Raw genomic sequence first — 23857 nt, 5'->3', positions numbered from 1 at the left:
ACCGGCAGATCGGGTTCCAGATCCAGTTGGCGATGACCGGCCAGTGGTTCTTCGCGATCGTCAACGTGGTGCTCTCGGTGATCCCGGCGATCATCTATCTCGTCGCCGCCTGGCTGATCTCGCAGGTCGTCCCGGTCACCGCCGGGACGATCGTCGCGTTCACGACCGTGCAGGCGCGACTCATGTGGCCGCTGATGGGCCTGCTGCGGGTGGCGCTCGACCTGCAGACGTCGCAGGCGCTGTTCGCCCGCATCTTCGAGTACCTCGATCTCGAGCCCGCGATCCGGGATGCCGACGACGCGAAGCAGGTCGATCGCGCCCGTCTCGGGGAGGTCGCGTTCGAGGATGTCGTCTTCCGCTACCCCGACCAGGCGCCCGACGCGCCGACGACGCTCACGGGCGTGTCGTTCGACCTCGCCCCCGGAACCTACGCCGCCTTCGTCGGACCGTCGGGCGCGGGCAAGACGACGATCTCCTACCTCCTGCCCCGCCTCCACGAGGTCACCGAGGGCCGCATCACCTTCGCCGGGGAGGACGTGCGCGACCTGCGCCACGCGTCGCTCATCGACTCGATCGGCATCGTCAGTCAGGAGACGTACCTCTTCCACGCGACGATCGCCGAGAACCTGCGGTACGCCCGACCGGAGGCCACCGACGCCGAGCTCGAGGCGGCGGCGCGATCCGCCAACATCCACGACACCATCGCCTCGTTCCCCGACGGGTACGACACGATCGTCGGCGAGCGCGGCTACCGGCTTTCGGGCGGTGAGAAGCAGCGCGTCGCGATCGCGCGGGTGCTGCTCAAGGATCCCGCCGTGCTGATCCTCGACGAGGCGACGAGCGCGCTCGACACCGTCTCGGAGCGCATCGTGCAGGGGGCGCTGGATGACGCCGCCCGCGGCCGCACGACGCTCGCGATCGCCCACCGCCTGTCGACGGTGGTCGCGGCCGACGTGATCTTCGTCGTCGAGGCGGGCCGGATCGTCGAGCGCGGCACGCACGCCGAACTGCTCGCCGCGGGCGGGGTCTACGCGCGGCTGTTCGCGGAGCAGCTCGCGGCGGCGATGGAGACCGGCGACTAATCGCCTGCGGCCGGCAGATCCGCCAGCATGTCCTGCATCAGCGTGATCTCGGCGAGCTGCGAACGCTCGATCCCGCCGGCCAGGCTCACGATCTGCGGGACGTCGCTGCGGGCCAGCACCGCTTCGGCCATCTCGACGCCTCCCTCGTGGTGGGCGATCATCAGGGTCAGGAACAGCCGCACGGCGTCGTCGCCCTCGGCCGCGTCGAGGTCGGCGAGCTGGGCGGGCGTGGCCATTCCGGGCATGTCCGCCGCGGAGACACTGTCGTCCATCGAGTGGCCTCCGTCGGACCCGTCGATCGTGGGCAGCCGGGTCCAGTCCATCGCTCGACCCGGGCCCGCCTGGGGCAGATCCCAGGCGTTCAGCAGACCGTACATCTGCCCGGCCTGACCGGCCTGAGCCGTGGCGATGTCGTAGGCGAGCAGCCGAACCGCCTCGTCGTCGGTGCGGTCCCGGATCGTCAGCGACATCAGCACCGCCTGCGCGTGGTGCACCTGCATGTCGCGCAGGAATCCGGCCGCCGCGCTGTCAGTGGTCGGCGACGAGACCGCCCCCGACGTCAGCCGCCCGGCCAGGAAGGCGCCGCCGGCGAGGAGCGTCGCCACGACGACCGCGGCGACCACGGCCCTCGGGGCGACGCGGGTCACGAGATCGCGCCCGGTCCGACGAGCGGGCTGTTGCAGGTCGCGTTCGGCTCGGGCGAGTCCGGGCTGCGCCAGTACTGCTCGATGAACTGCCCCAGTGCCGGGTCGTCGACGTCGTCGAAGCGCAGCTGGGCGCCCCAGGCGGAAGCCGCCATCGCCTCGCCGATGCCGCCGTAGGGCGAGACGAGCATGTAGCTGCCGCGCTCGCGGGCGAGCTCGCGAAGCGCCTCGATCTGCTCGTCCGTCGCGAAGCCCGGGTCGTAGGTCAGCCAGATCGCGCCGTGCTCGAGCGCGTGCACGGCGTTCTCGTTCTGCTGCTCCTCGTCATAGATGCCGCACTGGAGCCACGTCGGGTTGTGGGGTCCCCCGACCGGCGGCTCGACGTCGTAGCTGACGCGGCTCTCGGTGTGGGTGGCTTCGAGGTCGGGGTAGAGCTGCACGCGCTCCGCGTAGTCGCCGCTCACCAGCTCCTCGTCGACCGTCTGCGGCGTGAGGTTGATCACGAGCACCGTTGCGACCGTGCCGACCACGAGCAGGAGGGCCACGACCGCGCCGATGATGCCGAGGAGCCGATTCCGCTTGCGCGCAGCCTCCTGCTTCTTGAACTGCTCCATCTGGGCGGCGCGCTTCTCGGCGCGCTGCTCCTTGATGGTCGGCTGCGGGCGATTCGGGGGCGTGGCCATGCGCGCTCCTGGAGGTTGTGGACGTGTCCTCACATCATCCCGGAAATCCCCGGGGATGCGCTGAACGTACCAGCCGCTAAAGTGAGTCAACTCTTTCGGGAGTCCTCTTCTCATGCCCTCAGGAGGCCCGCGTGACGGTCGACGACGCCCCGGGCGACCACGTCGCCGCGCGCGTCCGCCGCCGCCACTCGCTGAGCATCAAATCGCTCCTCCTGCTCATGCTGCTTCTCGTCAGCGTCGGGTCGAATGTCGTCGTCGGCGTGATCGGCTACGTCAACGGCACCGAGTCCCTCACCGACGCCGCCGAAGACCGCCTCATCGAGGTGCGCGACGCGCGTGCCCGCGAGATCGTCAGCCTGTTCGAGACGATCGAGAACTCGCTGCTGCTGGCCAGTCGCGACAGCGCGGTCGTGGATGCGGAGCTCGCCTTCACCGACGCGTTCGGCCAGCTGGAGAGCGCGGCGATCGCGGACGACGCGGTCGTTGCCGCGGGCGGCGGGGCGGCGGGCGTCCTCACCCCCGAGCAAGAGGCGCAACTCGTCGCCTACTTCACCGACGACTTCGGTCCCGCTCTGAACGAGGCGAAGGGGGAGGAGTCGGACGCCTCGAGCTTCATCCCCGACTCCGCGGCCGCCCGCTATCTGCTCTACCACTACACGGTGCAGGGCGGCGAGGAGGCCTCCGCGGTCGACGACGCCGGCGACGGGAGCGCCTGGTCTGCGGCCCACGCGGAGTATCACGACTACCTGCGGCGACTCGCGAATCTCTCGGAGTATCCGGGTCTGGTACTGATCTCCAACGCGGGGCAGGTCGTCTACTCGGTGAACAAGGATGTCGACCTGGGCGCCGATCTCGTCGACGGTCCCTATAGCTACACGAACCTCGCGCTCGCCTTCCAGCAGGCGATGTCGGGCAACCGGCTCGACTCCGTGACCTTCGCCGACTTCGAGCCGTATTCCCCGGCCCTCGACGCCTCCACCGGATGGGCAGTCGCCCCGCTCGCGAGCTCGGATGCGATCGTCGGGGCGATCGCGGTGAGGCTCCCGGTGGACCGCATCAACGCGGTGATGACCGGCGGCGAGAACTGGGACGAGAGCGGGCTCGGGAGGACCGGCGAGGCGTACCTCGTCGGCTCGGACAGCACGATGCGGTCGCTGTCGCGTGACCTCGTGCAGCACCCGGAGGACTACGTGAAAGCGGCGACGTCGGCGGGTCTCGACGTCGCCGAGGCCGAGCGCGCGGTCGCCACCGGTCAGACGCTGTTGATCCAGAGGGTCGACACGCTCGCGGCCGAGCGCGCGCTGAACGGCGAGTTCGGCGTCGACACGACCGACAACTACCTGGGTGACCGGTCCATCGCCGCGTTCGCCCCGATCAAGCCGGCCGGCGGTCTCAACTGGGCGATCATCGCCGAGATCGACGCCGACGAGGCGCTGGCACCCGTGGCCGACTTCACGCGCACGCTCGCGATCTCGTCGGCCATCCTCGTGGGCGTCGTGTCGCTCGTCTCGGTGATCATCTCGGGCCTCGCGGTGCGGCCCCTCCGACGCCTCCGGGATGCCGCCCGCCGCATCGCGGCAGGCGAGACCGGCGTGCAGGTGGAGGCCGGCGAGAGCGACGAGCTCGTCGACGTCGCCGCGGCGTTCAACGACATGAGCCGCAGCCTCGAACTCAAGAACGCGCTGCTCGACGAGCAGCGGCAGGAGAACGAGCGCCTGCTGCGCACCCTGATGCCCGAGACCCTCGCGAAGCGCTACCGCGAGGGCGCGAAGACGATCGTGCAGGATCACCAGGAGGTGACCGTCCTCTTCGCCGATATCGTCGGCTTCGAGGAGTTCGGCCGGGGGCTGGACTCGGAGAAGGCGCTCGACCTGCTCAACGACATCTTCCGCGCGTTCGACGATGCCGCCGAGGAGCACGGGGTGGAGCGCGTACGGAGCACCCGCAACGGCTACCTCGCCAGTTGCGGGCTCACCGTGCCGCGCGTCGACAACGCACGCCGGGCCGTCGCGTTCTCGGTCGAGATGGCGAAGATCGTCGAACGCTTCGGAGCCCAGCAGGGCACGAACCTGAGCATCCGCGTCGGCCTCGACACCGGTACCGTGACGAGCGGACTCGTCGGGCGTTCGTCGATGGTCTACGACCTCTGGGGCGACGCCGTCAGCCTCGCCTTCCGCCTCCAGGGCGGGGCGACCGAGAACGGCATCTTCCTCACCCAGCGCGTGGTCGACAAGATCCCAGACTCCCTGCCGTACACCGACTCCGGCGTCGTCGAGACCTCGGCGGGATGGCAGCGCGTCTGGCGTGTGGACCCCGCCGCGGCCGAGATCTAGGACGCGAGCCCGCCGTGTTCGACATCCTCGCCGACATCCTCGCCGAGCCGTGGTTCTGGCCCGCGGCATCCGTCATCATCGGCCTGCCGATCGTGCTGCTCGTGCTCGGCGAGGTGCACACGGCGCTCGTGCGCCGCGACAGCCCCGGCGCCCGCATCGTGCTGCTCGTCCGCAATGTTCTCGCGCCGCTCGCCGCCGTCATCATCCTCTTCACGCAGATTCCGCAGGAGGGCACGCCGAACGAGTTCACCTGGGCGAAGGTCGCGGCGACGGCGTTCGGTTTCGTGCTCATCCTGGTACTGCTGAACGGGCTCAACCTCGCGGTGTTCGTCACGGCGAAGCAGGGCACCTGGCGCAACCGCATCCCGTCGATCTTCGTCGACATCGCGCGCGTCGTCCTGATCGTGATCAGTCTCGCGATCCTGTTCGGCTGGATCTGGGGCGCCGATATCGGCGGGTTCTTCACCGCCCTCGGCGTCGGGTCGATCGTCATCGGCCTCGCCCTGCAGAACGCCGTCGGCTCGGTGCTGTCGGGACTCTTCCTGCTGTTCGAGCAGCCGTTCGAGCTCGGCGACTACATCGTCACGCCGGACGGCAAGGGACGGGTCATCGCCGTGAACTGGCGGGCGACCCACATCGACACGGCCAACGGCATCCTGATCATCCCGAACTCCACTCTCGCCGGAGCCTCCTTCAGCAACCTGACCCGCGCCACGGCACCGTTCGAGACCGACACGATGGTGCGGTTCGCGACCGATGACCCCCCGCAGGAAGTCATCGACGTGCTCGTCGACGTCGCCAACGGTCTTCCCGAGCGGCACCCCGGGGCGGAGGCCTCGGCGATCCCGATGGGCAAGTCCTGGTACGAGGTGAGCATCCCGTTGACCTCCCCGAACAAGGCGTACGGCACGCTCGGCCTCTTCCGCACGCGGCTCTGGTACGCCGCCCGGCGCGCGGGCCTGCACCTCGACCGCGACCTCACCGACACCTTCGCGACCCCGGAGCGCACCCGAGAAGTGCTGACCCGTCTCGCCCCCCGGTTCTACCTCGTGCCCGACGACCTGCCGACGCTCCTCGACCAGGGCGTGCGGCTCGAGCGCTTCGGCGAGGGCGAGTTCGTGCAGCGCGCCGGCACCGTGCCCGACGGCATCCGGATCATCGTGAGCGGCGTCGTCGAGTTGAGCATCCCGGGGGCGCAGGGTTCGCGGGTGCCGGTGACCCAGTTGCAGCGCGACGACGTGCTGGGACTCACCGCCCTCACCCGCCAGGCCGTCGCCTCCGAGGTCGTCGCCCTCGCCGACCTCGCCGTGCTGTTCGTGCCCGCTCCCGTGATCGATGGTCTCGTCCGCGCCCGACCCGCGCTCGCCCGTGACATCGGCCAGGCGATCGATGCCCGACAGGATCTCGGCGAGCGGGCGCTGGAGCGCGCTGGCGAGTCCCGTCTCGCCGCCGCCCTCGTGATCGCCTGAGCGCCGGTAACACGGCACACCTCGCCCGTAGGCTGAGGGCATGAAGTACGCGGAGACGGTGCTCGACCTCGTCGGCAACACGCCGCTCGTCAAGCTCAACAAGGTGACGGACGGCATCCAGGCGACCGTGCTCGCGAAGATCGAGTACGTGAACCCCGGGGGCTCGAGCAAGGACCGGATCGCGACCCGCATCATCGACGCGGCCGAACGCGAGGGCAAGCTCAAGCCCGGCGGCACGATCGTCGAGCCGACGTCGGGCAACACCGGCATCGGCCTCGCTCTCGTCGCGCAGCAGCGCGGCTACCGCTGCGTCTTCGTCTGCCCCGACAAGGTCAGCGAGGACAAGATCAACACCCTCAAGGCCTACGGCGCCGAGGTGTACGTCACGCCGACCTCCGTCGCCCCCGACAGCCCCGACTCCTACTACTCGGTGTCCGACCGGCTCGCGCGCGAGATCCCGGGCGCGTTCAAGCCCGACCAGTACTCGAACCCGAACGGTCCGCTCAGCCACTACGAGACGACGGGCCCGGAGATCTGGCGCGACACCGACGGAAAGGTCACCCACTACGTGGCCGGCGTCGGCACGGGCGGCACGATCTCGGGCGCCGGCAGGTACCTCAAGGAGCAGAACCCCGGCATCGTCGTGATCGGCGCCGATCCGGAGGGCTCCGTGTACTCCGGCGGCACCGGGCGGCCCTACCTCGTCGAAGGGGTCGGCGAGGACTTCTGGCCGACCGCGTACGACCCGAGCGTCGTGGACGAGATCATCGCCTCCTCCGACGCCGAGTCGTTCGAGATCACCCGTCGCCTCGCGCGCGAAGAGGGTCTGCTCGTCGGCGGCTCGAGCGGTCTCGCCGTGAGTGCCGCCCTCAAGGCCGCGAAGGACCTCCCCGCCGACGCCGTCGTCGTCGTGCTGCTGCCGGATGGCGGCCGCGGCTACCTCGGCAAGGTGTTCAACGACAAGTGGATGCGCTCCTACGGCTTCCTGCCGCCCGAGGGTGGCACGACCGTCGCCCAGGTGATGGGCGCGAAGGACGGCGACCTGCCCGACCTCATCCACGTCCACCCGAGCGACACCGTTCGGCACACGATCGACAAGATGCGTCGCTACGACATCTCCTCGATGCCGGTGCTGTCGGCGGAGCCGCCCGTCGTGATGGGCGAGGTGGTGGGCTCGATCGACGAGAAGGCGCTCGTGGATGCCGTCTTCTCGGGCCGCGCCCAGCTCACCGACGCGCTCGAGACGCACGTCGGCAAGGCCCTGCCGCTCATCGGGGTCAACGAGCCGGTGGAGACGGCGCGTCAGGCGCTGGCTGACACCGACGCCCTCCTCGTGGTCGACGACGGCAAGCCCGCCGGCATCCTCACCCGGCACGATCTGCTCACCTTCCTCGGCGCCTGACCCGCCCCACCCGAAAGCACCCATGAACGACGCGACCCCCCAGTTCTCGACGCGTGCGATCCACGCCGGCCAGGAGTTCGACCCGACGACCGGCGCGGTGATCCCGCCCGTGTACTTCACGACGACGTTCGTGCAGGACGGCATCGGCGGCTTCCGCGGCGGCTACGAATACGCGCGCGGCGGCAACCCGACGCGCACGGCGCTGCAGGAGTTGCTCGCGAGCCTCGAGGGTGGCCACGCGGCGTTCTCCTTCGCGTCGGGACTCGCCGCCGAGGACGCGCTGCTGCGCGCGCTGCTCGCTCCGGGTCAGCACGTGCTCATGGGCAACGACGTCTACGGCGGCACGCACCGCCTGGTCAGCCGCGTCTTCGTGCCCTGGGGCGTCTCGCTCTCGACGGTCGACATGAGCGACCTGGATGCCGTGCGCGCCGCGATCCGCCCCGACGCGACGACCGTGGTCTGGATCGAGACCCCGAGCAACCCGCTCATGAAGATCACCGACATCGCCGCCGTCGCGCAGATCGCGCACGAGGTCGGCGCGACCGTCGTCGTCGACAACACCTTCGCCTCGCCGTACCTGCAGCAGCCGCTCGCCCTCGGTGCCGACGCCGTCATCCATTCGACGACGAAGTACCTGGGCGGTCATTCCGACGTGCTCGGCGGGGCGGTCATCCTCAAGGAGGCCGAGCTCGCCGAGAAGGTCGGGTTCCTGCAGTTCGGGGTCGGCGCGGTGTCGGGGCCGATGGATGCCTGGCTCACCATCCGCGGCATCAAGACCCTCGCGGTGCGCATGGACCGCCACACCGCGAACGCGCAGGCGATCGCCGAGCGGCTGGTCGGACATCCGAAGCTCTCGGCCGTCTACTACCCGGGACTGCCCGACCACCCGGGTCACGAGCTGGCGGCGTCGCAGATGAGCGGCTTCGGCGGGATGCTGTCGGTGCAGCTCGCCGACGGGGCGACGGCACGGAGATTCGCCGAGTCGACGAAGCTCTTCCAGCTCGCGGAGTCGCTCGGCGGCGTCGAGTCGCTCGTCTGCTACCCCGCAGAGATGACCCACGCCTCGGTGCGTGGTACCGAGCTCGAGGTGTCGACTTCAGTCGTGCGGCTCTCGGTCGGCATCGAGGACGTCGGCGACCTCACCGACGACCTGCTCGCGACCCTCGACGCGCTGTGAGCGTGCTCTAGGTCGTTCCGAGGTCCATCAGGATCCCCCATGAGAAAAAGCGTCGACGGTGCTAATTCTAATAGCAGCAGCAGCAGCGAGCGGTTAGCCTCAAGCGTTGTAGCCTCGTCCTCCGTGCGCATCCCTTCGGACTTCCTGCTCGGCGCCGCGACCGCGGCCTACCAGATCGAGGGCGCGGCCCACCAGGACGGCCGCACGTCGTCGATCTGGGACACCTTCAGCCACACGCCCGGACGCACCTGGAACGGCGACACCGGCGAGGTCGCCGCCGACCACTACCACCGGCTCGAGGCCGACCTCGACCTGATGGCCTCCCTCGGACTCGAGGCCTACCGGTTCTCGATCTCCTGGCCGCGCGTGCAGCCCGGCGGCTCGGGCGCGTTGAACGACCTCGGGGTCGCGTTCTACTCCCGGCTCGTCGACGGGCTGCTGGCTCGCGGCATCCGGCCGATCGCGACGCTGTACCACTGGGATCTCCCGCAGGAGCTCGAGGATGCCGGCGGCTGGCCCGAACGCGACACCGCCGAGCGCTTCGGAGAGTACGCCGCCCGCATCGTGGAGGTGCTCGGCGACCGCGTGGCGATGTGGACGACCCTCAACGAGCCGTGGTGCTCGGCGTTCCTCGGCTACGGGTCGGGGTCGCACGCCCCGGGTCGCACGAACGGCGCCTCCGCCCTCGCGGCGATGCACCACCTCAACCTCGCGCATGGGATCGCGGTGCCGGAGATCCGCCGGGCGGCCCGCAACGCCCCGCAGGTGTCGGCGACGCTCAACTTCCACGTCGCGCGGGCGCGCGACGAGAACGCCGAGGATGCCGTGCGCCGCATCGACGCCCTCGCCAACCGGTCGTTCACCGGGCCCATCCTGAACGGCGACTACCCCGACGACCTGATCCTCGACACCGCCGGGGTCACCGACTGGCAGTTCGTCCGGTCGGGGGATCTGGAGAAGATCTCCGCCCCGATCGACCTGCTCGGCGTCAACTACTACTCGACCGTCACGGTCTCGGAATGGGACGGGCGCTCGCCGCGCACCGGCAACGACGGCCACAAGGGCGCAGGAGGGTCGCCGTGGCCCGGCAGCGAGCACGTCGAGTTCCACCCGCAGCCCGGTCCGCAGACCGACATGGGCTGGAACATCGCCCCGGACGCCCTCGAAGAACTGCTGCTGCGGTTGCATGCCGAGCATCCCGAGCAGCCGCTGCTGGTCACCGAGAACGGCGCGGCCTTCCGGGACGAGGTCGTCGACGGCCGGGTGCGCGATTCGGAGCGCGAGCGCTACATCGAGGAGCACCTCGCCGCGACGCTCCGCGCCCGTGAGGCCGGCGCCGACGTGCGCGGCTACATGGTCTGGTCGCTGCTCGACAACTTCGAGTGGGGGTACGGGTACGCGAAGCGCTTCGGGATCGTGCACGTCGACTACGACTCGCAGGTGCGCACCGTGAAGGACTCGGGACGTCGCTTCGCGTCGTGGATCCAGTCGCGCGAGCTCGCGGGTTGAGTGCCCGCGCTTCGCGCGGGTGTATCGAAACCCCGCCCGAGTAACCCGGATGGTGGGTTTCGATACACCGCGCTGAGGCGCGGCACTCAACCCGCGAGGCTGCGCTCCGCCGCCTCGAGCAGACCCCGGCGGAAGGCATCCACGTCGCGGTCGATGCCGAACCGGCTGACGGCATCCGAGATCGCGGACGACCAGGCGACATCGGCGGCGGCGCCGTGGGCGAGGGACGGCACGATGACGTCGTCGGCGTACGAGGTCAGCGCGGTCTGCTGATAGGCCGGGTAGGCGGAGGCGTCGACATCCGTCCGCGCCGGGATCGACCCCTTCGCGAGGTTGAAGGCCTGCTGCCCGTCGACGGAGCTGAGGGTGCTCAGCCAGTCCTCGGTCGCGGCCTCGTGCGGGGCCCCGACGGTCAGTACGAACGAGTCGGCGAGGAAGTCGAACACTCCCGCGGTGCCCGGCACCGGAAAGGTCGTGTACTCGAGGCCGTAGGTCCAGCCGGCCTGGGCGAACGCGATCTCGGCCCAATCTCCCATGACGATGTACCCGGCGTTGCCGGTCACGACGATCTGGGTCGCAGTGTCCCAGTCGAGTCCGGCGAAGTCGCTGTTCACGTAGTCCAGCAGCTCGTCGTAGTGGGCGATCGCGGCATCGATGCCGGTCGCATCCCACGCGGTCTCGCCCGTCCACAGACCCGAGTAGGCGTCGGGCCCCAGGTCGGCGAGCAGCACCGTCTCGAACAACTGCAACTGGGTCCACTCGGTGCCCAGGGCCAGAGGCACGGCGACGCCCTCCTCGCGGAGTCGCCGCAGATCCTCGAGCCACCCACCCAGGTCGGCGGGCGGCGCGGCGGGATCGATGCCCGCCGCGGTCAGCACCGCGGTATTGGCCCACACGACGTTCGCGCGATGGATGTTGGTGGGCACCGAGTAGATCGCCCCGTCGACCGTCAGCCGGTCGATCAGGGTCGCCGGGAAGACGTCGTCGAGTTCGTTCGCGGCGTAGAAGCCGCTGAGGTCCTGCAGTTGCCCCGCCTCGATGTAGTCGGTGAGCTCGGCGCCCGCGTGCGCCTGGAAGCTGTCGGGCGGATCGCCGTCGGCGAGACGCTCGGCGAGCACGGACTTCGCGTTCGACCCGGCCCCGCCGGCGACGACCGCGTCGACGAAACGGATGTCGGGGTGCTGCGCGGCGAACACGTCGACGAGCGCGTCGAGCCCGGCCTTCTCGGAGCCGGTCGCCCACCAGGTGAACACCTCGACCTGATCGGGGTCGTCGGGGTCGATGCCGGAGCCGGGCGCGCAGGCCGTGAGGGCGAGCGCCACCAGGGCTGCGACGACGACGGCGCGGGCTCGGGGGGGCATACGGGTGCTCCTTCGGTGCCCCCATCCTGCCGGGTTTCGGCCGCCAGCAACTACAGTGTTGGCATGGCGCGACCCTCAGCGCCCCCGGGCTCGCAGGCGTCGCTCCGGGAGGCGAACCGACAGCGGATCGTCGACGCCCTGACGACGCACGGCAGTCTCGCCCAGATCGAGCTCGCCGACATCACCGGGTTGTCGCCCGCGACGGTGTCGAACATCGTCCGCGAACTGGCCGCCGCCAACATCATCGACACGACGTTCGGGTCCCGCAGCGGACGCCGCGCCGTGCACGTCTCGCTCAGCCGCCAGGACGGCATCGTCGCCGCGCTCGGTTTCTCCGCTCGGTCGCTCGACCTCGTGCTCGCCGACTCGGCGCTCACCACGCTCGCAGAACGGCACGTGCCGCTCGCGGCCGACCACCGCTACGACCGCGAACTCGATCGTGCGGCGCTGCTCGTCGGCGACATGCTCGAGGGCGTCGGGGCGCAGTTGTCGGAGCTGCTCGCCGTGACGCTGTCGCTCCCCGTGCCCGTCGACCCCGACACCGGGCGGCTCGCGGTGCCCGGCCTGATGCCCGGCTGGGACGGCGTCGACCTGGCCGCGTCGCTGCGCGCCCGGCTCGACGTGCCCGTGATCGTCGAGCACGGCGCGACGCTCGGCGTGCTCGCCGAGTCGCGGGCCGGCGCCGCGGTCGGTGCGCGGGTGGCCGTTTACGTCACCGTCGGGCACTCGATCGGCTCGGGCATCGTGCTCGACGGGGTTCCCTTCCGCGGGCCCCGCGGGCGTGCCGGGCAGATCGGCCACGTCACCCTCGACGAGCAGGGCGCGATCTGCCGCTGCGGCAACCGCGGCTGCCTCGAGACCGTGGCGGGCGGCCGCGCTCTCCTGGAACTCTTCTCGGGCATCCCGGGCATCACCCGGCTGAGTGATCTCATCGCCGAGGCCGAGTCGGGCGACGCCGGCGCGCGGCGGGCGATCGCCGACGCAGGCAAGCACATCGGCGTCGCGGTGGCGAGCGTCGCCAACCTCCTCGACCCCGACGTCGTCGTGATCGGCGGTGAACTCGCCCGTACCGGTGAGACGCTGCTCGCCCCGGTGCGCCACGCCGTCGAGCGTGCCGCCCTCGACGGCGCCCGCGACCTCCAGATCGTCGGGTCGGGGTTGGACGGTCGCGCCGAGATCACCGGCGCTCTGCTCGCGGCGCTCCACGCGGCCGACGCCTCGGCCGCCGGACGTGTGCTGAGCGCGGGCTGAGGGTGCACCGCCCCCGCCGGTCCTGGCCGGCCCTCGTGGCCGCGCTCGGCGTGCTGCTCGGGGTCGCCGGCTGCGCTGCGCCGACCGACGACGGCGACACGGTCATCGCGCTGCTCCTCCCCGAGGCCGCGACGGCGCGGTACGAACGGCTCGACCGGCCGCTGTTCGAGCAGCGACTCGCCGTCAACGGCGACTACCACGTCATCTACGCCAACGCCGGCGGCAGCGCGTCGCGGCAACTGGAACAGGCGGAGTCGGCGCTCGCCGCCGGGGCATCGGTTCTCGTGGTCAATCCCGTCGACCAGGTCGCGGCGCGCACGATCGTCGACACGGCCGACGCCCTCGGAGTGCCCGTGGTGAGCTACGACCGGCTCATCGACGGCGGCGGCGCGGCGTTCTACGTCTCGTTCGACAACGAACAGGTCGGCACTCTCCAGGCCGAGTCGCTCGTCGACGGTCTGCGGGAGCGCGGCACCCCGCAGGGCGGGATCCTCGTGCTCGCCGGCGACCCGAACGACGCCAACACGACCCAGTTGTCGGCCGGGTTCGAGCGGGTGCTCGCGGCCGCCGGCATCCCGGTGCTCGCCCGGTACGACGTGCCCGGATGGAGCGCCGCGCGCGCCCAGGAGTGGGCGGCCACGCAGATCTCCCAGTTCGGCGACGACATCCAGGGCGTCTACGCCGGCAACGACGGGCTTGCCGGGGCGGCGGTCGCGGCGCTGCGCACGGCGGGCATCACGACGACGCCGGTGGTGACCGGCCAGGATGCCGACCTCTCTGCGATCCGTCGCCTGTTGGCCGGCACGCAGTACGCCACCGTCTTCAAGAACATCGCGATGCAGGCGCGGATCGCCGCCGACGCCGCCAAGGCGCTCGCGGCCGGCGACGAGCCCGCCGCCTGGGACGAGATCGACGGGGTGCCATCGGTCGTTCTCGACCCCGTCCTGGTCACGGCGGACGACATCGACCGGGTCATCATCACCACCGGGCTCTATACGATCGCCGACGTCTGCCTGCCCGACCTCGTCGACGCGTGTCTCGCCGTCGGGGTGCCCGCCGATCGCGTGTCTCCTAGGTTGGAGGGATGACGGCGGCGGAGGAGCGCGGAACGCGCGCTCCGGTTCTCGAACTGCGGGGGATCTCCCGCAGTTTCGGAGCCGTCCGCGCCCTCAGCGAGGTCGATCTCACGGTGCACGCGGGCGAGATCGTCGCGCTCGTCGGCGACAACGGCGCGGGCAAGTCGACCCTCGTCGGCGTGCTGTCGGGTCTGCTTCCGGCGGACCGCGGGGAGATCCGCATCGACGGCACCGCGGTCACCGTCGGCTCGCCGCGTCGGGCCCGCGGCCTCGGGATCGCCGCCGTGCACCAAGAACTCGCCCTCTGCGACCCGATGGACCTCGTCGACAACCTGTGGCTCGGACAGGAGCCGACCCGCGCCGGCTTCATCGACGAGATCGAGATGGAGCGCCGCACGGCCGAGCTGCTGCGCGGCCTGGGCGTGCGCATCCCGCCGACCCGCACGACCGTCTCGGAGCTCTCCGGCGGCCAGCGGCAGATCGTCGCGATCGCCCGCTCGCTCGTCGCCGAACCGCGGGTGCTCGTGCTCGACGAGCCGACGGCGGCGCTCAGCGCCATGCAGGGTGTCGAGGTGCTCAATCTCGTCGAACGGGTGCGCGAGCGCGGCGTCGCCGTCGTGCTGGTGAGTCACCACATCGCCGACGTGCTCTCGGTCGCCGACCGTGTCGTCGTGCTGCGCCTCGGGCGCAACGCGGGCGAGTTCCGTGCCGCCGAGACGACGAGCGAGGCGATCATCGCCGCGATCATGGGCGCCGGTCCGGCCGCCCCCGCGCCCGCTCAGATGCGGCCCGCCCCGTTGCGGCGCGTGGAGGGGTCGCGGTGACCCGCGAGCCCGTCGCGCCGACGATGCGCGCGTCGCTCGCCTCGCGCCTCGGAGCCGGCGGCTGGAGTGCACTCCCCCCGCTCGGCGTGCTCGCCGTGGTCTGGATCGTCTTCCAGATCGCCAACCCGAGCTTCCTCTCCAGCGCCAACCTCGTGAACCTCGCGATGCAGTCCGCCGCGACCGGGCTGATCGCCCTCGGCGTCGTGTTCGTGCTCATCGTCGGGCAGATCGACCTCTCGGTCGGGGCGGTGGCGTCGCTCGCCGGAGCCATCGTCGGCATCCTCTTCGTCGGTTCGGGCTGGCCCGCCGTCGCGGCCATCATCGTCGCGGTGCTCGTCGCCGCCGGGCTCGGCGCGCTCTACGGTCTCGTCGTCATCCGGTTCCGGGCGCCGGGGTTCGTGGTCACGCTCGCCGGGCTGCTCGCGGTGCTCGGCGCCCAGTCCTGGGTGCTGCGCGGCAGCGGCTCGATCGGGCTTCCCGTCGACTCCTGGCTCGTCGCGTTCGCCCAGCAGGGCTATCTGCCGGATGCCGTCGCCTACGCGCTCGCCGCCGCGGGAGGTCTCGCCTGGGTCTCCTCCCGCATCGTCACGCGGGCGCGCCGGCGGAGCGCTGGGCTGCCGTACGGCCGGCTCTGGACGATCGTGCTCGCCGGCGCGCTGCTGCTCGCCGGCTTGCTCGGCACCGTCTGGTACCTCGGACTCGGCCGCGGAGTGGGCGCGGTCTTCGTCGTACTGCTCGGGGCCGTCGTGCTCGCCGACATCGTGCTGCGCCGCACCCGGTGGGGCCGGGCCCTGCACGCCGTCGGCGGCGGCGAGGAGGCCGCGCGCCGGGTCGGCATCCGCACCGGTGGGGTGATGATCTCGGCGTTCATCGTCTGCTCGGTGCTCGCGGCGGTCGGCGGCATCCTCGGCACGGCGCGCCTCGCGGCCGCGGTGCAGGGCGGCGCGACCGACGACGTCTACCTCACTGCGATCGCCGCCGCCGTCATCGGCGGCACGAGCCTCTTCGGAGGACGCGGCTCGGCCTGGTCGGCCCTGCTCGGCATCGTCATCATCACCTCGCTCGGGTCGGGGTTCACGCTGCTCGCGCTCGACTCCTCGACCCGGCTGCTCATCACCGGCGCCGTGCTGCTGGCCGCCGTCATCTTCGACTCCCTCGCCCGCGCCCGGCGCCGCTAGGAGTCCGTCACACTCTTTGGCCGAAAACCGCGCGACGGTGTCGGTCCCCGTTCGCCAGACTGAGCGGATGACGTCTTCGCACGGCCCCTCGGAGGGCCGGATCGGGCTGCCGTCGGCGTCGGCCCTCTACATCGCCGCCGTGCTCGGCACCGGCATCCTCGTGCTCCCGGGGCTCGCCGCCGATGCGGCCGGACCGGCGTCGATCCTCGCCGTCGGGATCGTGTCGATCTTCTCGATCCCGCTCGCGGGCACCTTCGCCGCGCTCGCCGCCCGGTATCCCGATGGCGGCGGCGTCGCGACCTTCGTGCGGCTCGCGCTCGGGGCCACGGCGGCGCGGGCGACGGCCTACATCTTCTTCCTCGGGGCGGGGATCGGCGCGCCGGTCGTCGCCGTGCTCGGCGGTGAGTACCTCGCGGCCTTCACCGGCATGCCGCGCGAGTGGGCCGGTTTCGTCGGCATGGGGTTCTTCGTCGTCGCCCTCGGGCTCGCCTGGATCGGCCTGCGGGTCAGCAGCGCCGTGCAGCTCGGGCTCACCGCGCTGCTCGTGGCGATCGTCGTGCTCGTGGTCGCGAGCGGGGTTCCGGCGGCGGAGCCCGCCCGGCTGGAGCCGTTCCTGCCGAACGGCTGGGCGGGCGTCGGCGTCGCGATCAGCCTGTTCGTCTGGGCGTTCTCGGGCTGGGAGGCGATCACCCACTGGGCGGGGGAGTTCAGGAACCCGCGCCGCACGCTGCCGCTCGCGACGGCGATCGCGATCGTCGTCGTCGGTGCCTCGTACCTCGCCCTCCAGGTCGTGACCGTGCTGGTGGGCGTGGGCGGCGGGGGAGCCGTGCCGCTCTTCGACCTCGTGTCGCTGACGATCCCCGGGTTCGGCCCAGCGATCGTCACGGCCGTCGCCATGATCGTCATCCTCGGCGTGCTGAACGTCTACATCCCGGCCTTCGGCAATCTCGTCGCCTCACTCGGTCGCGACGGCGACCTGCCGCGCTGGTTCGCGAAGGGAGGCGAGCCCGGGGGCGTGCCGCGTCGGGCGCTGCTCCTGGTCGCGGTGCAGTGCTTCGTCTATCTCGGCATCTACCTGCTGCTCCAGGCCGACCTGACCTCGTTCGTGCTCGTGCAGACCGCGTCGATGGCGACGGTGTACCTGCTCGGCGTGATCGCGGCCGTGCGTCTGCTCGAGCGCTACTCGGTGGGCTGGTGGATGGCGGTCGTCTCCGTCCTGCTCGTCGCGGGGCTCGTGACGCTCGCCGGGGCGCACCTCGTGGTGCCGGCGATCCTCGCGCTCGCGGCGGTCGCCGTCACCGTCGTCAAACGCGCGCGGGCGCGAACCCCGAAGGAGCCTGTGGATGTCTGACTACCGAGCGCATTTCGACGCGACCGTGACCTTCGCCAACGGCGGGGGGCTGACCGCCGAGGGGTTCCGCCTCGACCTGCCGACCGGGCTGGAGAGCGCCGACGAGGTCGGTCGCCTGTTCGTGCACCACCTCGGTCTGGCGATGGTCGGATCCGTCGTCCTCGAGAACCTCCAGATCGTCGAGGAGCCGCACAAGGGGTCCCGCGGGATCGAGACCGCGCCCCCGGCGTCGCGCGCACGGGTCGTGGATCTCAGCCATGTCATCCACGCGGGCCTCGTCACCTACCCCGGCCTGCCGGCGCCGACGATCACGCCCCACCTCACCCGGGAGGCGTCGGTGGGGAAGTACGCGGCGGGCACGACCTTCGCGATGGATGTCATCACGATGATCGGCAACACCGGCACCTACCTCGACAGTCCCTTCCACCGCTACGGCGACGGGGCCGATCTCGCCGGGCTCGACCTCGCGACGCTCGTCGACCTGCCGGCGGAGGTGTTCCACCTCACCGATCTGCCGACCCGCGGCATTCCGGCGGGAGTCTTCCTCGACCGCGACCTGCGCGGCGCCGCGGTGTTGCTGCACACCGGCTGGGATCGCCACTTCGGCACGCCCGCCTACGGCGCGGGATCCCCGTTCCTCGAGGCCGCGGCGGTCGAGTACCTCGTCGCGCAGCAGGTGGCTCTCGTGGGCATCGACGCCCTCAACATCGACGACACCGAGTCGGGCGGGGAGCGTCCGGCGCACACCGGGCTGCTCGCCGCCGGCATCCACGTCGTCGAGCACCTCACCGGTCTCGAGGGGCTGCCCGCCCGCGGGGCGCGATTCACGGCGGCCCCTCCGGCGGTGCGCGCGTTCGGCACCTTCCCGGTGCGGGCGTTCGCGATCCTGCCGGGCGGGGCGGTCGCGCACTAGGCTCCCTCCGGGGACACGTCACCGAGGATGCCGGCGCCGACCCGCTCCGCCGCCATCCCAGGAACCGCCATGACCGCTCTCACCCATCCGGGCGACGCTCTGTCGCGCCGCGCTCGCGTGCTCTACGTCGTCGTCCTCGGCGCACTCGTCGGTCTCGGCCCGTTCACGATCGACCTCTACCTGCCGGCCTTCCCGGTCGTCGCCGAGGAGCTGCGCGCGTCGGAGGCGACGATCCAGCTCACCCTCACCGCGACGATGATCGGCTTCGGCCTGGGACAGTTGGTGATCGGACCGTGGAGCGACACCGTCGGTCGTCGACTGCCGCTGATCCTCGCGACCGTGCTGCACGTGGGCGCGAGCCTGGGCGTCGCGTTCTCGCCCGACATCACCTGGGTGCTCGTCTTCCGCGTGCTGCAGGGCGTCGGTGCCGCGGGGGGCGGCGTCGTGGCGATGGCGACCGTACGCGACCTCTTCGGCGGGCAGCCGCTGGTGAGGATGCTCTCCCGTCTCGCGCTCGTCACCGGCCTCGCGCCCGTCGTGGCGCCGGTGATCGGCTCGCAGTTGCTCGCCGTGCTCGACTGGCGCGGGTTGTTCATCGCGCTCGCCGGGTACGGCATCGTCGTCACGGTGCTGGCGGCCGTCTTCGTCACCGAGACGCTGCCGCCGGAGCGCCGCCGGGTGAAGGGGCACAGCACGACGGCGCAGCGCTACCGCGCGGTGCTCTCCGACCGGGTGTTCGTCGGCGTCGCCCTCATCGCCGGTCTCGTCTTCTCGGGCCTGTTCGCCTACCTCTCGGCCTCGTCGTTCGTGTTCCAGGAGGTCTACGGACTCGACGCGCAGCAGTTCGGCATTCTCTTCGCGGCGAACTCGATCGGGCTCGCGGTCTCGTCGCAGGTCGCGTCGCGGCTCATGCGCCGGTTCGCGCCGCCGAAGATCCTCGCCGTCTCGCTGCCGCTCATGGCGCTCGCCGGCTACGGGGCCGCGGTCGCCGCGGTGCTCGACGCCCCCCTCGGCGTGGTCGTGGCCTGCACCTTCGTCTTCCTCAGCTGTGCCGGCCTCAGCTTCCCGTGCATCCAGGTCACCGCGCTCGCCCCGCACGGCGCCGAGGCGGGGACCGCGGCGGCCCTGCTCGGGGCGATCAACTTCGGCCTCGCCAGCGTCTCGGCTCCGATCGTCGGACTGTTCGGCACCGAATCCGCCATCCCGATGGGGCTCGGGATGGGGATCGCCCTCAGTATCGCGATCGTGCTGCTCTGGGTCGTCGTGCGTCCGCTGCGATCGACGCGGATCGGCGACGACGACGCCGGCATCGCCGGAGGCGGGCACTGAGCGTGGCCGCCTAGCCTGAGCGGATGAGACTCCTGCCCGCCGTCGTGCGCGACCTTCCGTGGCGGCGGATCGCGGTCATCGCGTCCGGCGCGAGCGTCGGCATCGTGCTGCTGCTGGGACTGCTCGTACGGATCGACGCCCTGGCCGACGAGGTCGACGGCGAATGGATGACGGAAGTGCTCGAGATGCGCGGCCCCGGCTGGGAGGCGGTGTCGTGGGCGTTCGACTTCCTTGGCGGCGGCTGGTTCGCGATCTTCGTGCTGCCCCTCGCCGTCGCCGCCGTCCTCCTCGTGCTGCGGCGTCCGTGGGCTTCTCTGGTGTTCGTGCTGGGCTCCGCCGTGAGCGCGGCGATCGTGCAGGGGCTCAAGGCGCTGTTCGGTCGCACGCGGCCGGAGGACATCCTGCTCGAGATCGACAGCGGCTCCTACCCGTCGGGGCACTCCGCGAACGCCGCGACGGTGGCCGTCCTTCTCGGAGTGCTGTTCGCCCGCTGGTGGGTCGCCGCGGTGGGCGCCGCCTATGTGGTGCTGATGGCACTCAGCCGCACCTACCTCGGGGCGCATTGGGTGACCGACACGATCGGCGGCGCGCTCCTCGGGGCAGCCGTCGCCGTAGCCGCGTGGGCCGTCTTCGCACCCCGGCTCCGTTCCGAGCGGATGCGTCGGACCGAAGGCGTCGGAGTCAGCGCAGCTGCGCCGCGAACCGCCCCACCAGCTCGGTGAGCTCGATCGTCATATCGGGATCGGAGATGGTCGGGGAGCCGTCGCCCGCCTGCATGCCGTAGTCGCCGAACGACGCGTGACTCGCGCCGGGGATCTCGACGAGTTCGGCGTCCGCGGGCAGCAGGTCACGGGCGTCGGCGATCTTCGCCGGCGTGCTGAGCCCGTCCTTCTCCCCGCCGATGCTCAGCACCGGCAGCCCGGAGTCGGTGAGGTCGCTCGCGCAGTACGACGCGAACAGCACGAGGGCGTCGGCGTCAGCGGCGAGCTGGCAGGCGCGCACGCCGCCGAGCGAATGCCCGCCGACCATCCAGGTGTCGACGTCGGGGGCGAGGGAGGTGAACGCGTCGAGTGGGCGGAGGTCGAAGAAGGCGAGGTTGAGGATGGGCTTCGTGATGACGACGGTGATCCCGCCGTCGACGAGTCCGGACAGCTTGGCGGCGTAGGCCCACGGGTCGACTTTCGCGCCCGGGATGTAGACCAACCCGGTCGTGGACGTCCCGCCGGCAGGGGCGAGCACCAGCGCGGCCCCGTCGTCGGTGATGAGGATGCCGGGGTCGGTCTGCACGGCGGCCAGCGGCTCCGGCTCGGCGGCCATCACCCCGACCTGGGTCCAGACCAGGATGCCGACGACCGCGACGACGAGCAACGCGCCGAGGGCGGCGGCGATCCGGGCGACGATCCGACGCGCCCGCCGGGGCCTCGGGGAGCTCATTCCCGGATTCTACGTCGCCCTTCCCGGGTCACTCCCGGTAGCGTCGGCTCATGAGAATCCTCCTGGTCGGTGCCGGCGGTGTGGGGGATGCGATCGCCAAGATCGCCGCCCGTCGCACGTTCTTCGAGACGATGGTCGTGAGCGACTACGACGTCACCCGCGCCGAGCGCACGATCGCCTGGATCACGCAGAAGCACGGCGACCAGGGCGCGCGGTTCGTCGCGGCGAAGATCGACGCCTCCGACCCGTCGTCGGTCGAGGCCGTCGCTCGCGAGCACGGCGCGACGCACGTGATGAACGCCGTCGAGCCGAAGTTCGTGCCGACGATCTTCGCCGGCGCGCTCGCCGCGGGCGCCGACTACCTCGACATGGCGATGAGCCTCTCCGAGCCGCATCCCGAGAACCCCTACTCCGAGACCGGCGTGAAGCTCGGCGACGACCAGTTCGCACAGGCCCCCGACTGGCAGAGCGCCGGCCGGCTCGCTCTCGTCGGGATGGGCGTCGAGCCCGGGCTCTCCGACGTCTTCGCCCGCTACGCCGCCGACGAGCTGTTCAGCGAGATCGACGAGCTCGGCACCCGGGACGGCGCCAACCTGGTCGTGCGCGATCGGGACGGCGAGGAGATCTTCGCGCCGTCATTCAGCATCTGGACGACGATCGAGGAGTGCCTGAATCCGCCGGTGGTCTGGGAGAAGGACAAGGGCTGGTTCACCACCCCGCCGTTCTCCGAGCCCGAGGTCTTCGTCTTCCCCGAGGGCATCGGCCCGGTCGAGTGCGTCAACGTCGAGCACGAGGAGGTGCTGCTGATGCCGCGCTGGGTCGACGCGAAGCGCGTCACCTTCAAGTACGGCCTCGGCGACGAGTTCATCGGCATCCTCAAGACCCTCCACCAGCTGCACCTCGACTCGACGGTGCCGATCCGGGTGCGCAGCGCGAACGGTCCCGTCGAGGTCGCCCCCCGGGATGTCGTCGCCGCGGCTCTCCCCGACCCGGCGACGCTCGGCCCGCGGATGACCGGCAAGACGTGCGCCGGACTCTGGGTGACCGGCACGGGCACCGATGGAAAGCCGCGCGAGGTGTACCTGTATCACGTGAGCGACAACGAGTGGACGATGGCCGAGTACGAGAGCCAGTGCGTCGTCTGGCAGACCGCTCTCAACCCCGTCATCGCGCTCGAACTGTTGAGCACCGGCGTCTGGTCGGGTTCGGGGGTGCTCGGGCCGGAGGCGTTCCCGGCGTCGCCGTTCCTGGAGCTGATGGCGACGCCGGAGGCCGAGGGCGGCTACGGCCAGGCCTGGGGTCTCGAAGACCGCCTCGCCGCTCAGTCGTAGTCCGCGAACACCTTCCGCGCGGAGCCGTCGAGGGTCATCGTCCCGCCGTACGGCACGATCCACTGCGGGCGCGTGTGCCCGAACGGCACGCCGACGCAGACCACGGCATCCGGGTTGTAGGCGGCGATCGTGGTGATCGCCACGTCGCGCTGCGCGGCCCGCAGCCGGGCGCGCTCGCCGGCATCCGGATTCACCACGAAGTTGCTCACCGGCGGTCGCGCGACGAGCACGCCCGCCACGGCCGCGAGGATGCCGCGCTCGCCGAGCGCGCGGATCCAGCGCCCGACCCAGTCGGCCGGGGGCAGTTCCTCACTCGTCTCGAGCAGCAGGATCGTGCCGGCGAACTCCTCGAGTGAGGGGAACCGGCCGGCGATCGCGATCTGGTCGAGCACCTCGAGGCAGCCGCCCCAGGTGCGCCCGGCGACCCGTCGCGCCGGGCCCGCCCAGTCCCAGGCCGTCGTCGCCTCGCGCACGCCGTGCTCGCTCAGCGCGCGCGGGTCGTCCCACATCCGGCCGTAGTCCTCCGACTCGCCCGGTTCGGTGAGTTCCAGCTTGCCGCCGTCGAGCAGCGCCGCCCGCAGCGAGGCGAGATGGATGTCGTCGACCCCGGGTCCCGGGCCGAGGTGCACCTGCGTGGAGCCGCCGTAGTAGCCGGGCACGCCGAGCGACCACAGGTGGGTGAGCAGGTTGGTGTTGTCGCTGTAGCCGAGGAACGGCTTCGGATTCGCCGCGAGCACCCGGTCGTCGAGGTGCGGGATGACGGTGACCTGGTCGTCGCCGCCGATCGTCGCGAGCACCGCGCGGATGCTCGGGTCGGCGAACGCGGCGTTCAGGTCGGCGGCGCGATCGGCCGGGGTCGCGTCGAGGCGTCGGGTCGTCGGGTACTCGACCGGCACGAGCCCCGTCGCGGCGGTGAGGCGCCTCATCGCCTGCTCGTGGATCGCCGGTCCCGCCGCCGGGGCGGCGAACGCGGGCGAGAGGATCGCGACGCGGTCGCCGGGCGAGAGCTTCATGCCCTCCAGGATGCCGGATCGCGCAGCAGCGACCGGAACGCCAGTTCCGCGGCACCGATGAGCAGCCGGTCCTCACCGAGGGCGGCGGGCACGATCGAGACGCCCTCCATCGCGGCGGGGATCGTCGCCTCGGCGACCGCTGCCACGAGGTCGTCGGGCCGCCAGCCGAGGTGCGTCGCCAGGTAGCCGCCGAGCACGACGAGCTCGGGGTTGAACACGTTGATCGCGTTGCCGAGAGCGACGGCGAGGATGCCCTGCTGCCGCCGAAGCTCGGCGTCGACGCGCGGGTCGTCACCGGCGCCGATCTCGGCTGCGAGCGCCGGCTCGTCGGCGTCGTCGAGTCCGAGCAGGTGGAGCGTGCGGGCTCGACTCACCTCGTCTTCGAGCGTTCCGCGCTCGGAGAGCCGGTCGCCGGCGCCCGGGCGGTTCTGCCCGAACTCGCCCGCGTAGCCGCCTCGACCGGTGAGCGGTTGGCCCCGCACGATCACACCGCCGCC

At 71.4% G+C, this 23857-nt stretch carries 21 protein-coding genes; 15 read left to right on the top strand and 6 right to left on the bottom strand.

The genetic code is table 11. From position 1 onward, the window contains the following. A partial coding sequence (locus tag ACILQS_RS08195) for an ABC transporter ATP-binding protein (RefSeq protein ID WP_395639633.1) occupies positions 1 to 1082 on the top strand: 1082 nt, incomplete at its 5' end. Here ACILQS_RS08195 and ACILQS_RS08190 read toward each other — a convergent pair. Both ACILQS_RS08190 and ACILQS_RS08185 read right to left on the bottom strand, forming a co-directional pair. Continuing rightward, positions 1079 to 1729, bottom strand: coding sequence for a DUF305 domain-containing protein (locus tag ACILQS_RS08190; protein WP_395639632.1), 651 nt, complete (start codon positions 1727 to 1729; stop codon positions 1079 to 1081). The genes ACILQS_RS08195 and ACILQS_RS08190 overlap by 4 nt on opposite strands. Further along, a complete protein-coding gene (locus ACILQS_RS08185; RefSeq protein WP_395639631.1) occupies positions 1726 to 2409 on the bottom strand; it encodes a DUF3105 domain-containing protein in 684 nt (227 codons plus the stop codon). Before ACILQS_RS08185 ends, ACILQS_RS08190 begins: the two co-directional genes overlap by 4 nt. Before the next feature lie 131 nt (positions 2410 to 2540). Here ACILQS_RS08185 and ACILQS_RS08180 point away from each other — a divergent pair, with 131 nt between their 5' ends. From ACILQS_RS08180 to ACILQS_RS08160, 5 genes are all read left to right on the top strand, one after another. Continuing rightward, positions 2541 to 4742, top strand: a complete 2202-nt coding sequence (locus ACILQS_RS08180) for an adenylate/guanylate cyclase domain-containing protein (protein WP_395639630.1) — start codon at positions 2541 to 2543, stop codon at positions 4740 to 4742. Between the two features lie 14 nt (positions 4743 to 4756). Beyond that, complete coding sequence (locus ACILQS_RS08175; protein WP_395639629.1) at positions 4757 to 6211, top strand: mechanosensitive ion channel domain-containing protein; 1455 nt, start codon at positions 4757 to 4759, stop codon at positions 6209 to 6211. A gap of 40 nt (positions 6212 to 6251) precedes the next feature. Further along, on the top strand, positions 6252 to 7613 hold the full coding sequence (locus ACILQS_RS08170) for a cystathionine beta-synthase (protein WP_395639628.1): 1362 nt from the start codon (positions 6252 to 6254) through the stop codon (positions 7611 to 7613). A 22-nt stretch (positions 7614 to 7635) separates the two neighbouring features. Beyond that, positions 7636 to 8790: a cystathionine gamma-synthase gene (locus ACILQS_RS08165; protein ID WP_395639627.1), complete on the top strand. Its 1155-nt coding sequence runs from the start codon at positions 7636 to 7638 to the stop codon at positions 8788 to 8790. A gap of 123 nt (positions 8791 to 8913) precedes the next feature. Then, the gene (locus ACILQS_RS08160; protein WP_395639626.1) at positions 8914 to 10299 is read left to right on the top strand and encodes a GH1 family beta-glucosidase; all 1386 of its coding nucleotides are present in this window, start codon (positions 8914 to 8916) and stop codon (positions 10297 to 10299) included. Positions 10300 to 10385: 86 nt separating this feature from the next. Here the strand turns inward: ACILQS_RS08160 and ACILQS_RS08155 are convergent, their stop codons facing one another. After that, positions 10386 to 11660 (bottom strand): ABC transporter substrate-binding protein, encoded by a 1275-nt coding sequence (locus ACILQS_RS08155; RefSeq protein ID WP_395639625.1) that lies wholly within the window; start codon positions 11658 to 11660, stop codon positions 10386 to 10388. 63 nt (positions 11661 to 11723) lie between these two features. On the opposite strand from ACILQS_RS08155, the gene ACILQS_RS08150 reads away from it, so the two are divergent. The 8 genes from ACILQS_RS08150 to ACILQS_RS08115 all read left to right on the top strand — a co-directional run bounded on the left by ACILQS_RS08150 (position 11724) and on the right by ACILQS_RS08115 (position 20304). Beyond that, positions 11724 to 12911, top strand: a complete 1188-nt coding sequence (locus ACILQS_RS08150; RefSeq protein ID WP_395639624.1) for an ROK family protein — start codon at positions 11724 to 11726, stop codon at positions 12909 to 12911. A 2-nt stretch (positions 12912 to 12913) separates the two neighbouring features. Then, positions 12914 to 13999: a sugar ABC transporter substrate-binding protein gene (locus tag ACILQS_RS08145; RefSeq protein ID WP_395639623.1), complete on the top strand. Its 1086-nt coding sequence runs from the start codon at positions 12914 to 12916 to the stop codon at positions 13997 to 13999. Continuing rightward, the gene (locus ACILQS_RS08140) at positions 13996 to 14811 is read left to right on the top strand and encodes an ATP-binding cassette domain-containing protein (protein ID WP_395639622.1); all 816 of its coding nucleotides are present in this window, start codon (positions 13996 to 13998) and stop codon (positions 14809 to 14811) included. Before ACILQS_RS08145 ends, ACILQS_RS08140 begins: the two co-directional genes overlap by 4 nt. Further along, entirely contained in the window at positions 14808 to 15989 is a 1182-nt protein-coding gene (locus ACILQS_RS08135) for a sugar ABC transporter permease (RefSeq protein ID WP_395639621.1), read from the top strand. Before ACILQS_RS08140 ends, ACILQS_RS08135 begins: the two co-directional genes overlap by 4 nt. 67 nt (positions 15990 to 16056) lie before the next feature. Next, a complete protein-coding gene (locus ACILQS_RS08130) occupies positions 16057 to 17340 on the top strand; it encodes an APC family permease (protein WP_395639620.1) in 1284 nt (427 codons plus the stop codon). Next, on the top strand, positions 17333 to 18253 hold the full coding sequence (locus ACILQS_RS08125) for a cyclase family protein (RefSeq protein WP_395639619.1): 921 nt from the start codon (positions 17333 to 17335) through the stop codon (positions 18251 to 18253). Before ACILQS_RS08130 ends, ACILQS_RS08125 begins: the two co-directional genes overlap by 8 nt. 69 nt (positions 18254 to 18322) lie before the next feature. Then, positions 18323 to 19582 carry a multidrug effflux MFS transporter gene (locus tag ACILQS_RS08120; RefSeq protein ID WP_395639618.1) on the top strand — a complete coding sequence of 420 codons (1260 nt, stop codon included), beginning with the start codon at positions 18323 to 18325 and terminating at the stop codon, positions 19580 to 19582. Between the two features lie 23 nt (positions 19583 to 19605). Beyond that, complete coding sequence (locus ACILQS_RS08115; RefSeq protein WP_395639617.1) at positions 19606 to 20304, top strand: phosphatase PAP2 family protein; 699 nt, start codon at positions 19606 to 19608, stop codon at positions 20302 to 20304. Here ACILQS_RS08115 and ACILQS_RS08110 read toward each other — a convergent pair. Further along, complete coding sequence (locus tag ACILQS_RS08110; RefSeq protein ID WP_395639616.1) at positions 20264 to 21016, bottom strand: alpha/beta hydrolase; 753 nt, start codon at positions 21014 to 21016, stop codon at positions 20264 to 20266. The genes ACILQS_RS08115 and ACILQS_RS08110 overlap by 41 nt on opposite strands. A gap of 50 nt (positions 21017 to 21066) precedes the next feature. Here ACILQS_RS08110 and ACILQS_RS08105 point away from each other — a divergent pair, with 50 nt between their 5' ends. Further along, the gene (locus ACILQS_RS08105) at positions 21067 to 22347 is read left to right on the top strand and encodes a saccharopine dehydrogenase family protein (RefSeq protein WP_395639615.1); all 1281 of its coding nucleotides are present in this window, start codon (positions 21067 to 21069) and stop codon (positions 22345 to 22347) included. On the opposite strand, the gene ACILQS_RS08100 is transcribed toward ACILQS_RS08105, so the two are convergent. Both ACILQS_RS08100 and ACILQS_RS08095 read right to left on the bottom strand, forming a co-directional pair. Next, positions 22338 to 23360 (bottom strand): S66 peptidase family protein, encoded by a 1023-nt coding sequence (locus tag ACILQS_RS08100; RefSeq protein ID WP_395639614.1) that lies wholly within the window; start codon positions 23358 to 23360, stop codon positions 22338 to 22340. The two genes, ACILQS_RS08105 and ACILQS_RS08100, sit on opposite strands and share 10 nt — an antisense overlap. Beyond that, the coding region (locus tag ACILQS_RS08095) for an ROK family protein (protein WP_395639613.1) at positions 23357 to 23857 on the bottom strand (501 nt) is incomplete at its 5' end. The genes ACILQS_RS08100 and ACILQS_RS08095, both read right to left, overlap by 4 nt.

The sequence above is a fragment of the Pseudolysinimonas sp. genome (assembly GCF_044239695.1).
GTDB lineage: Bacteria > Actinomycetota > Actinomycetes > Actinomycetales > Microbacteriaceae > Pseudolysinimonas_A.
This window is presented reverse-complemented; position numbering and strand designations above follow the sequence as displayed.

Coding starts and splice junctions, on each gene's coding strand:
- ACILQS_RS08110 (WP_395639616.1), bottom strand. CDS start 21,016: ATGAGCTCCCCGAGGCCCCGGCGGGCGCGTCGGATCGTCGCCCGGATC.
- ACILQS_RS08155 (WP_395639625.1), bottom strand. CDS start 11,660: ATGCCCCCCCGAGCCCGCGCCGTCGTCGTCGCAGCCCTGGTGGCGCTC.
- ACILQS_RS08150 (WP_395639624.1), top strand. CDS start 11,724: ATGGCGCGACCCTCAGCGCCCCCGGGCTCGCAGGCGTCGCTCCGGGAG.
- ACILQS_RS08170 (WP_395639628.1), top strand. CDS start 6,252: ATGAAGTACGCGGAGACGGTGCTCGACCTCGTCGGCAACACGCCGCTC.
- ACILQS_RS08125 (WP_395639619.1), top strand. CDS start 17,333: ATGTCTGACTACCGAGCGCATTTCGACGCGACCGTGACCTTCGCCAAC.
- ACILQS_RS08105 (WP_395639615.1), top strand. CDS start 21,067: ATGAGAATCCTCCTGGTCGGTGCCGGCGGTGTGGGGGATGCGATCGCC.
- ACILQS_RS08165 (WP_395639627.1), top strand. CDS start 7,636: ATGAACGACGCGACCCCCCAGTTCTCGACGCGTGCGATCCACGCCGGC.
- ACILQS_RS08115 (WP_395639617.1), top strand. CDS start 19,606: ATGAGACTCCTGCCCGCCGTCGTGCGCGACCTTCCGTGGCGGCGGATC.
- ACILQS_RS08100 (WP_395639614.1), bottom strand. CDS start 23,360: ATGAAGCTCTCGCCCGGCGACCGCGTCGCGATCCTCTCGCCCGCGTTC.
- ACILQS_RS08120 (WP_395639618.1), top strand. CDS start 18,323: ATGACCGCTCTCACCCATCCGGGCGACGCTCTGTCGCGCCGCGCTCGC.
- ACILQS_RS08140 (WP_395639622.1), top strand. CDS start 13,996: ATGACGGCGGCGGAGGAGCGCGGAACGCGCGCTCCGGTTCTCGAACTG.
- ACILQS_RS08130 (WP_395639620.1), top strand. CDS start 16,057: ATGACGTCTTCGCACGGCCCCTCGGAGGGCCGGATCGGGCTGCCGTCG.
- ACILQS_RS08185 (WP_395639631.1), bottom strand. CDS start 2,409: ATGGCCACGCCCCCGAATCGCCCGCAGCCGACCATCAAGGAGCAGCGC.